Raw genomic sequence first — 8883 nt, 5'->3', positions numbered from 1 at the left:
GGTGAACACTTCGAGCGGCCAGCGCAGCCGGTTGGCGAGGACACCGCCGTACTCGTCGTCGCGCTGGTTCGTCAGTGGCGAGATGAACGCCGACAGCAGGTAGCCGTGCGCGCAGTGCAGCTCGAGCCAGTCGAAGCCGGCCTCGGCGGCGCGGCGCGTGGCGGCGACAAAGTCGTCGCGGATGCGCTCCATGTCGGCGCGGCCCATCGCGCGCGGCAGGTCGGTCACGCCTTTGTCATAGGCCACCGCCGATGCGGCCATCAGAGGCCAACTGCCCTGCGCCAGTGGCTTGTCGGCCCCCGCGCCGACCCAGGGTTCGTTGGTCGAGCCCTTTGGTCCGGCATGGCCAAGCTGGATCGCGATCTTCGCGTCCGAGTAGCGGTGCACGAAGTCGACGATGCGTTTCCACGCGTCGCGCTGCGCGTCGTTCCACAGCCCCGGGCACGACGGCGTGATGCGCGCATCGGGCGTCGGGCAGGTCATCTCGGCAAACACCAGGCCGGCACCGCCAAGCGCGCGGGCCCCCAGGTGCACCAGGTGGTAGTCACCGGGGATGCCGTCGACCGCTGAGTACTGCGCCATCGGCGAGACGACGACGCGGTTCTTCAGCGTGAGCCCACGCACGGTGTAAGGCGTGAACATGGGCGGCACCGCATGCTTGTCGGTCGGCTCGGCGAGGCCCGAACGCGCCGCAATCCAACGCTCGTAACCTTCGAGCCAGGCCTTGTCGCGCAGGCGCAGGTTCTCGTGGCTGATGCGCTGGCTGCGCGTCAGCATCGAGTACATGAACTGCTCGGGCTCCAGCTGGTCGCAGTAGCGCTCGCCGCAGTTCTCGAACCATTCCATCGCGTTCCACGCCGCGTTCTGAAGCTTCAGCACGTCGATGCGGCGCTCGGCCTGGTAGTTGCGCAGCACGTCGGCGATTTCGTCGCTGCCGACCTCGGTGTGGTTGCCGTGGTCGCGGAACTGCTTGGTCAGCTCGATCGCGTCCTCGAGCGCGAGCTTGGTGCCGGAACCGATCGCGAAGTGCGCGGTGTGCACCGCGTCGCCCATCAACACCACATGGCTGCGGCCATTGAACAGCGACCACTGCTGGCAGGTGATGCGCTGGAAGTTCAGCCAGGCCGAGCCACGCAGGTGGCGCGCGTTGGTCATCAGCTTCTCGCCGCGCAGGTTGTCCGCAAACAGCTTCTCGCAGAACGCGACCGATTCGTCGGCGTTCGCCTGGTCGAGCCCATGGGCCTTCCAGACATGCTCGGGACATTCGACGATGAAGGTGCTGGTCGTGTCGTCGAACTTGTAGATGTGGGCCTGGAACCAGCCGTGCTCGGTCTTTTCGAACAGGAAGGTGAAGGCGTCGTACAGGCGCTTGGTGCCGAGCCAGATGAAACGGTTCGGCCGCGTAACGATGTCGGGCTTGAAGACAGCCGCATGCTGGGTGCGTACACGCGAGTTGATGCCATCGCTGGCGATCACCAGGTCGGCGTCGGGATAGTCGGCATCCGACTCGGCCTCGGTCTCGAACACCAGCTTGACGCCCAGCTGTTCACAGCGAGCCTGCAGGATGTTCAGCAGCTTCTTGCGCCCGATGCCGACGAAGCCGTGGCCGCCGGAGCGGATCACCCGGCCCTTGATGTGCAGCTCGATGTCGTCCCAGTGGGCAAACGACTGCTCGATCTGATCGGCGGTCACCCGGTCCCACTGGCGCATGTGCTCCATCGTCTGGTCGGAGAACACCACGCCCCAGCCGAAGGTGTCATACGGCCGGTTGCGCTCGACGACGGTGATGTCGTGCGCGGGGTTCTGCTGCTTCATCAGCAGCGCGAAGTACAAACCGGCGGGGCCGCCGCCGATACAGACGATGTTCATGCAGGCCACCTGGACCAAAGGATTCGAAATTACTTTAATTGTGAACCATTTAAGTGTCAACCAATGGCCATGCGGGGTCGCCAGCTGGCCGACCTGGCCGCCGCAGGCTTTCTACGGGAACCCGAGGTTCACGAAGATTCGCAGGGCCGTCGCGTTTTCGCCGACGAAAGCTGCCATGGCGTGGTGGCTTTCAAGATCCTGGCGCGCAAGCCATGACACGATCGGCGCCCCTTCCAACCTCACGGGCGTCATGATCACCTCTGCCTTGATCCGCACTTTTCTCACGTTGGTTGTCGCATCGGCCTTGCCGATCGCCGCCATCGCCAAGGCACCGACCAAAGTGCCCAATGCGCCGACCGGCGAGATCGAGAAGCACTACTACGACAACGGGCCGCACGAGGTCAGCCATTGGCCCGAGTTCGGCTGCTGCGACTCAGCCGGCTACGCCTTCGACGTCTATGCCCCGCGCGACCTGAACCAGGTCAGCAAGCCGCTGCCGATCATCACCTTCGGCAACGGCACCGATGCCCAGCCGTACTACTACGACTACCTGCTGCGCCACCTGGCCAGCTGGGGTTTCGCGATCGTCGCCACGCGGCAGCCGAACACCGGCATCGGCACCGAGATCCGCGACGCGGCGGACTTCATGGTGAAGGAGAACGCGCGCCCGGACAGCCCGTTCTTCGGCCGCCTGAACACCAAGCGCATCGGCGCGATGGGCCACTCGCAAGGCGCCACGGGCGTGCTCAACGCGATGCGTGATGCGGGCGGCAGCATCCGCACCGCGATCGCGATGGCGCTGCCGGCGCAGAGGTACTGCAGCAGCGAAGAAAACTGTACCGACACGAAGCAGCTGACCTCGGGCTCGGTGTTCTTCCTGAACGGCAGCCTCGACGCGATCATCTCGCCTTCGTACCAGCCCCAGGGCACCAAAGGCTTGCAGTCGAACTCCGCCTACTACCGCGCCACGCCGGATCAACTGCCGAAGTTCTGGGCCACGCTGCGCGGCACCAGCCACAACGACATGCTGGGCCAGCCCGATTGCGGGCCGGTGGGCCTGTTGTGCACCAATGGCGTCTACGGCTTCCTCGGCTATCCGACCGCCTGGATGATGGACCAGCTCAAGGGCGACGCCCAGGCGCACACGGTGTTCGTCGACGGCAGCGGCGAGATCTTTTCGCAAACCAAGAACTGGCGCCACCAGACCAGCAACATCGCCCCCTGATCGCCCCGGCGCGAACAAGGCGGGCGCGCCCGGCTGCGCACCACCCCAGGGCGCCCTCCGGTCATCTTCCCAAGAGGCGGGCACGGCGCTTGCCGCTCTTCCTTGGGCTAACGACGGCCCGCCCCGGAGGTTGTATGAAGACGTTCCAAGAAATTCCATCCGCCTCGCGAACGTGGCGCCCATGGGAGCGGCTGCTCGCGGTCGGCGTCGCGCTGCTCGCCACCAGTGGCTGGGCACTGGCCGATCCTCCGGGCCGGGTGGCCCGGTTGGGCTATGTGAGCGGCCAGGTGAGTTTCTCGCCGGCAGGCGAGGACGACTGGGCCCAGGCGGTGATCAACCGGCCGATCACCGTCGGTGACCGGCTGTGGGCCGATGCCGGCTCGCGCGCCGAGTTGCAGGTCGGCGGTGCGATGGTTCGATTGAACGACAACACCGCCGTGTCAGTGCTGAACCTGGATGACGACATCACGCAGCTGCAATTGACCGAAGGCAGCCTGAACGTGCGGGTGCGCCGCCTCGAGCCGAACCAGTACGTCGAAGTCGACACGCCGAACCTGGCATTCACGCTACGCCAACCCGGTGCGTACCGGATCGACGTTGATCCTGATGGCACCAACACCGTGATCCGCATGCGCGAAGGCGAAGGCGAGGCCAGCGGTGAAAGTGCCTCCTACCTGATTCAGGCGCCGCAGGTGCAACGCTTCAGCGGCGATGCGCTGCGCGACGAAGGCTATGCGAGCGTGCTGCCGCCGGACGATTTCGACCGCTGGGCAGGCGACCGCGATCGCAGCTATCGCACCTCGGTTTCGGCCCAGTATGTCTCCCCTGATGTCGTGGGTTATGAAGACCTCGACGACAACGGCAGCTGGAGCCCCGATCCGTCGTACGGCCACGTCTGGTACCCCCGCCGCGTTGCGGTCGGCTGGGCGCCGTACCGCGATGGCCACTGGGCCTGGATCGACCCGTGGGGCTGGACCTGGGTCGACCATGCCCCGTGGGGCTATGCCGTCTCGCACTATGGTCGTTGGGCGCACATCCGCGGCCGTTGGGGCTGGGTGCCCGGCCCGGTGCGCGTGCGCGCGACCTATGCGCCGGCGCTGGTCGCGTTCGTCGGCGGACCAGGCTTCAGCCTGGAGATCAGCGTGGGTGGCGGTGGCGGAGGCGGCGTCGGCTGGTTCCCGCTCGGCCCGCGCGAGGTCTATCGGCCGGCCTACAAGGTGAGCCCCGCCTATTTGGAGCGGGTCAACGTCAGCAACACCGTCATCAACAAGACGGTGATCAAGAACATCCACGTCACCAATGTCACCAACATCACCTACGTGAACCGGCGCGTGCCGGGCGCGGTGGTCGCCGTGTCGCAAGATACGTTCCGCTCGGCGCAGCCGGTGGCCAAGGCCGTCATCAAGGCGCCGCGCGAGGTGATCGAGGGCCGCGAGGTCGTCGCTGCCGCACCGATCGCCCCGACCGAGAAGAGCTTGCGTGCCGCCGGGGAGGCGAAGGCCAAGCCGCCGGCGCGCGCTTTCACGCGCCAGGTCGTCGCGAAGACAGAGCCGCCACCGCCCAAAGCCAGCTTTGCGGCGCAACGCGAGCGCCTGGCCGCCCGGCCCGGCCAGCCGCTGGACGATGAAGAGCGCAAGCAGCTTCGGGCGACACCTGCCGTGGCCGCCGCCGCGTCAGCCGCTGCACCGGCGGTGAAGGTGGTCTCGAAGAAGACCACGACCGCCCAGACACTGGCCCCGCGGGCCTCCAAGGCCAGCGAAGCGGGTGATGTGGTGCCGGCCGCAGGGCAGGCCTCGGCGCCCGCGCGCAAAGCGTCCGCACCCAAGCGCCGCGACAAGGCCGAGCCCGCCGCGTCAGCGCCCGCCGAGCGCGCGTCGGCGCCTGCACGCAAGGCCTCGGCGCCCGCCAAGGCCACGGCCGCGGAGCGCCGCGCTTCGGCCGCCGAAGCACGCAAGCAACGCGAAGACCGCAAGGCACGCGCGCCGGGCGAAGCCGCTTCAGCGCCGGCCCCGGCCGCGGCAGCGAGCCCATCCGCACGGCCGCAGCGGCCGGCGGCGGGCGCATCGGCTGCCGAAGGCCGCAAGCCCCAGCGCGCACCGGCCGGCGAGGCCGCGCCCGCGCCGCGCGAATCGGCCGATGGTGCCGCGCCCGCTCGCGAAGCTGCCAAGCCCCGCACCGCCGAGGAACGCCAAGCCAAGCGGGCTGAGCGGGCCGAAAAGGCAGCCCGGCGCGCCAGCGAAGCCGAAGAGGGCCAACCCCGCAAGGAGCCCTAGCGTGACCCCGCCGCTGCGGCGCCCCGCGTGGCCGCCGCAGCAGCATGAATCGACCTGGCTGGAGCCTCCCTCTCGGAGGGAGGCTGGAGGGAGTGGTCAGTCACGCTGGAGCCCACTCATGGAGGGGGCTGGGGGGAGCACCCGTGCAGCCGAAGGCGTAGGCGGCAGCGCCGCCTACGCCACCGCCTTCGTGTGGTTGAACAGGCCCTCGGGGTCGTAGCGTCGCTTCAGAGCGGCCAGCTTGTCCAAGGTCGCCCGTCCATACGCGGCCTCGATGCGATCGGCCCCCTCTTCCTCGGTCAGGAAGTTCACGTAGGTGCCGCCGGTCGAACAGCCGCGTGTCGCTTCGAAGGCGGCCCGCGCCCAGGCGATGTTGTCGGCGTCCTTGTCGGCTTGCTCCCAAGAAGCGGCAATGTTCAGCACATAGGCCGCATCGCGGTTGCCGGCCGGTGAATGGCCAGCGGGCAGCTCGTTCAGCGCCCCGCCGATCTGGAACATCAGGATCGCCGAGTGCGGCGACACGATGCGCTTCGCATGATCGGTCGCCAGGTCGGCCAGCTCGGGCGAGACGCGCGGCAGGTAGTGCGACTTCCAGTAATAGCGCCGGCCCTTGGGCTGCGTCGCGTCGAGCAGGCTCTGCATCTGCGCATACGGCCGACGCTGCACGATGTCGGCCACCGGCTGGCCGAGCTTTCGAAGCGGCGCGAGCAGCGCCTCGCCGTCTTCGATGCGGCCGGTGTGGCAGACGAAGATCGCGACGATCGGCTGGCCGTGCACCTCTTTCGGCAGCCACGGCGCCGGCGGTGCGATGCGCAGCACGGCGACGCTGGTCAACTCGCGCGGCGCGGCGGCGCTGAACTCACGGTACGCATCGAGCACCTGGCGGGTATCGGTACCGCGCCAGGCGATCGCGCCACCGAGGATCTCGGGACCTACCGGATGCAGCTTGTATTCGAACGACGTGACGATGCCGAAGTTGCCACTGCCGCCGCGCAAGGCCCAGAACAGCTCGGCGTTCTGGTCGGCCGATACGCGCTGGATCTGCCCGTCGGCCGTCACCACCTCCATCGACAGCAGGTTGTCGCAGGTCCAGCCGTGCTGGCGCGTCAGGTAGCCGAAGCCGCCGCCCACCGTCAGCCCGGCGATGCCGGTGTCCGAGACGAAACCGAGCACCGCGGCCAGGCCATGGGCCTGCGTCTCGCGGTCGACGTTGCCCAGCGTACAGCCGGCCTGGCAATGCGCGGTGCGCGCCACCGGATCGACGAACACGCCGCGCAGCAGCGACAGGTCGATCATCAACCCGCCTTCGCAGACGGCGACGCCGGCAATATTGTGGCCGCCGCTGCGCACCGACAGCAGCAGCTGGTGCTGGCGCGCGAAACGCACCGCCTGCACCACATCCACCGTGCCGGTGCAGCGCACGATCAGGCCGGGTCGGCGGTCGATCATCGCGTTCCAGATCTTGCGCGTCTCGTTGTAGGCGGGGTCGTCCGGTGCCAGCACCGCGCCCTTGAAACCGGCCTTGAACGCCTGAAGCGCTTCGGGCGTGATCGCGGCCTGGCTGCCGTCCAGCCGCTTGAGTTCGAGTGTCATGAGTGCCTCCATGCAAGTGACCGCGGGACTTTGCTCGTGACGCTCCGGGCCGGCCAGTCCAGAATCTGAAGCGTTGGCCCCTCAGCTTAGGGGCATGGACGGGGGATGGCGCGATGGACGAGACCTATGGCCAGTATTGCGCCGTCGCGCGCAGCGCGGAGGTGCTGTGCGAGCGCTGGACGCCGCTGGTGGTGCGCGAGCTGCTGTGCGGCAGCAGGCGCTTCAACGACCTGCATCGCGGCGTGCCGCGCATGTCGACCAGCCTGTTGACTCAGCGGCTGCGGCACCTGGAAGAGGCCGGCATCGTGCGCCGCCAGGCCGTCGGCAAGGTCTGGGAATACCAGCTCACCGACGCCGGAGAGGCACTGCGCCCGGTCGTGATGGGCCTGGGTCACTGGGGTGCGCGCTGGGTGGCCGGCCGCCTGCGTGATGAGGAGCTCGACCCCGGCCTGCTGATGTGGGACATGCGCCGCTTCGTGCGGCTCGACCAGCTGCCGCCCTACCCGGTGATCGTGCACTTCCACTTCCGCGATGCGCGGCCGGGCGAGCAGCTGTGGTGGCTGGTGCTGGAAGGCGGCCGCGCGGACCTCTGCTTGCAGGATCCGGGCCGCGAGCTGACGCTGGTGGTCGACGCCACCGTACGGGCGTTGACCGAAATCTGGGTCGGCGAGCGCACCCCGGCCGAGGCGCTGCAAGGGCGCGACCTGCGGATCGATGGCTCACCGCACGAGGCCGAACGGCTGTGGGCCTGGCTCGGCACCAGCCTGTTCGCCCCGACGCGTGCGGCAGCGCTGGAGGTTCGCTGAACGTTCAGCCCTGCAGGCGGCGCCAGCGGCGCTCGAGCACGAAGATGGTGACCAGGTAGATCGCGACGATCACTGCCGGGATCACCGTCAGGCGGTGCGCCGGGAAGGCGAGCCAGGCGGCCAGTACGAGCACCGTCCGCGCCAGCGTGTGGAACAGGCCGACCCAGTGCTGGATCACCCACGACAGCGGCAGCCACATCAGCCCGGCCAGGATGCCGACGCTCAGCGGCACCGAGCTGCCATCCTTCAGCGCGAACGGGATCGCGATCGAATAGACCAGCAACGCCATTCCGACGGTCGACATGAACAGGCCGTCGAACGGGTTCTTCGGCCGCGACCGGTCCATGAAGTTCTCGCCGGTGAATCGCGACAGGAACATGCCCAGGTAGGCGATGCAGCCGGTGGCGACGTAGAGCACCAGCGTGGCCTGCGCCGGCGGCAACAGTGCGCCGGCGATGCCGATCAGCGTCCAGGCCAGCGTGCCGGCCAGCGGCATCGCGAGGAATCGCCGCTGCGCGAAGGCGGCGCGGTGGGCGTCGAGGCTGATGGCTGAAGGAGTGGCGGCAGCCAGTGTGCTCATGGCGGTGGAAGGGGGTTGCAATGGCCGCCACGTTAGCCAGCGCGTGCCACGCATCGGCCCCGCATGCGACGGCTGACCCAGCGCCGCGACGAATCGACGGCAGCGCCGGCGAGCGGCCTGGCAAGCGTGAGCAAAGCGGCGTGCAAACTGCACGGCAGGGGCTGCGCGGCAGGGGGTCGGCTCGGATAATCCGCCAAGGCGACGCCGGCGACCGACAGACCGGCCGCCTTCGCGGGAGGGACCTTGACGAGCTTCGTGTGTACGCTGACCCGGTGGGCCGGCAGGATCGCCGCCAGCGGCCGCCTCTGGGGGCCTCGCATCGCCGCTGCCGGTGGCATCGCGCTCGCCACCGCCTCGGTACCGGCCGCGCCGGCGAGCTACACCGTTGCCCCGGCCGCGCCATGGGTCGTGCCGTTGACACCCGAAGCCGGCCGCCAGTTGCCCGCCCAGCAGGTGGCCAAGGGCGTGCAATACCTGCTGCTCGACGTGCAACAGCGCGTCGATGCCCACGACAAGACCAGCTACCGGCACCTGGCG

At 68.6% G+C, this 8883-nt stretch carries 6 protein-coding genes and 1 pseudogene; 4 read left to right on the top strand and 3 right to left on the bottom strand.

Going from position 1 to position 8883, the window contains the following annotated elements:
• A partial coding sequence (locus VFY73_RS14290) for an FAD-dependent monooxygenase (RefSeq protein WP_329719829.1) occupies positions 1 to 1869 on the bottom strand: 1869 nt, incomplete at its 3' end.
• 250 nt (positions 1870 to 2119) lie between these two features.
• Here VFY73_RS14290 and VFY73_RS14285 point away from each other — a divergent pair.
• A complete protein-coding gene (locus tag VFY73_RS14285; RefSeq protein ID WP_329719827.1) occupies positions 2120 to 3094 on the top strand; it encodes a hypothetical protein in 975 nt (324 codons plus the stop codon).
• Positions 3095 to 3228: 134 nt separating this feature from the next.
• Positions 3229 to 5367, top strand: a complete 2139-nt coding sequence (locus VFY73_RS14280) for a DUF6600 domain-containing protein (protein WP_329719825.1) — start codon at positions 3229 to 3231, stop codon at positions 5365 to 5367.
• Positions 5368 to 5541: 174 nt separating this feature from the next.
• Here VFY73_RS14280 and VFY73_RS14275 read toward each other — a convergent pair whose 3' ends face one another.
• Positions 5542 to 6960: an FAD-binding oxidoreductase gene (locus VFY73_RS14275; RefSeq protein ID WP_329719824.1), complete on the bottom strand. Its 1419-nt coding sequence runs from the start codon at positions 6958 to 6960 to the stop codon at positions 5542 to 5544.
• 113 nt (positions 6961 to 7073) lie between these two features.
• On the opposite strand from VFY73_RS14275, the gene VFY73_RS14270 reads away from it, so the two are divergent.
• On the top strand, positions 7074 to 7766 hold the full coding sequence (locus tag VFY73_RS14270) for a helix-turn-helix domain-containing protein (RefSeq protein WP_329719823.1): 693 nt from the start codon (positions 7074 to 7076) through the stop codon (positions 7764 to 7766).
• Positions 7767 to 7770: 4 nt separating this feature from the next.
• Here VFY73_RS14270 and VFY73_RS14265 read toward each other — a convergent pair whose 3' ends face one another.
• Positions 7771 to 8346, bottom strand: coding sequence for a DUF7010 family protein (locus VFY73_RS14265; RefSeq protein ID WP_329719822.1), 576 nt, complete (start codon positions 8344 to 8346; stop codon positions 7771 to 7773).
• Between the two features lie 243 nt (positions 8347 to 8589).
• Here VFY73_RS14265 and VFY73_RS14260 point away from each other — a divergent pair.
• Positions 8590 to 8883: pseudogene (locus tag VFY73_RS14260) on the top strand (hypothetical protein); the annotation flags it as partial.

This window comes from Ideonella sp. (assembly GCF_036277275.1).
GTDB lineage: Bacteria > Pseudomonadota > Gammaproteobacteria > Burkholderiales > Burkholderiaceae_C > Ideonella.
This window is presented reverse-complemented; position numbering and strand designations above follow the sequence as displayed.

Bases quoted from the DNA above. Each gene is read 5' to 3' on its own strand.
- VFY73_RS14285 (WP_329719827.1), top strand. From the start codon at position 2,120: ATGATCACCTCTGCCTTGATCCGCACTTTTCTCACGTTGGTTGTCGCA.
- VFY73_RS14280 (WP_329719825.1), top strand. From the start codon at position 3,229: ATGAAGACGTTCCAAGAAATTCCATCCGCCTCGCGAACGTGGCGCCCA.
- VFY73_RS14275 (WP_329719824.1), bottom strand. From the start codon at position 6,960: ATGACACTCGAACTCAAGCGGCTGGACGGCAGCCAGGCCGCGATCACG.
- VFY73_RS14270 (WP_329719823.1), top strand. From the start codon at position 7,074: ATGGACGAGACCTATGGCCAGTATTGCGCCGTCGCGCGCAGCGCGGAG.
- VFY73_RS14265 (WP_329719822.1), bottom strand. From the start codon at position 8,346: ATGAGCACACTGGCTGCCGCCACTCCTTCAGCCATCAGCCTCGACGCC.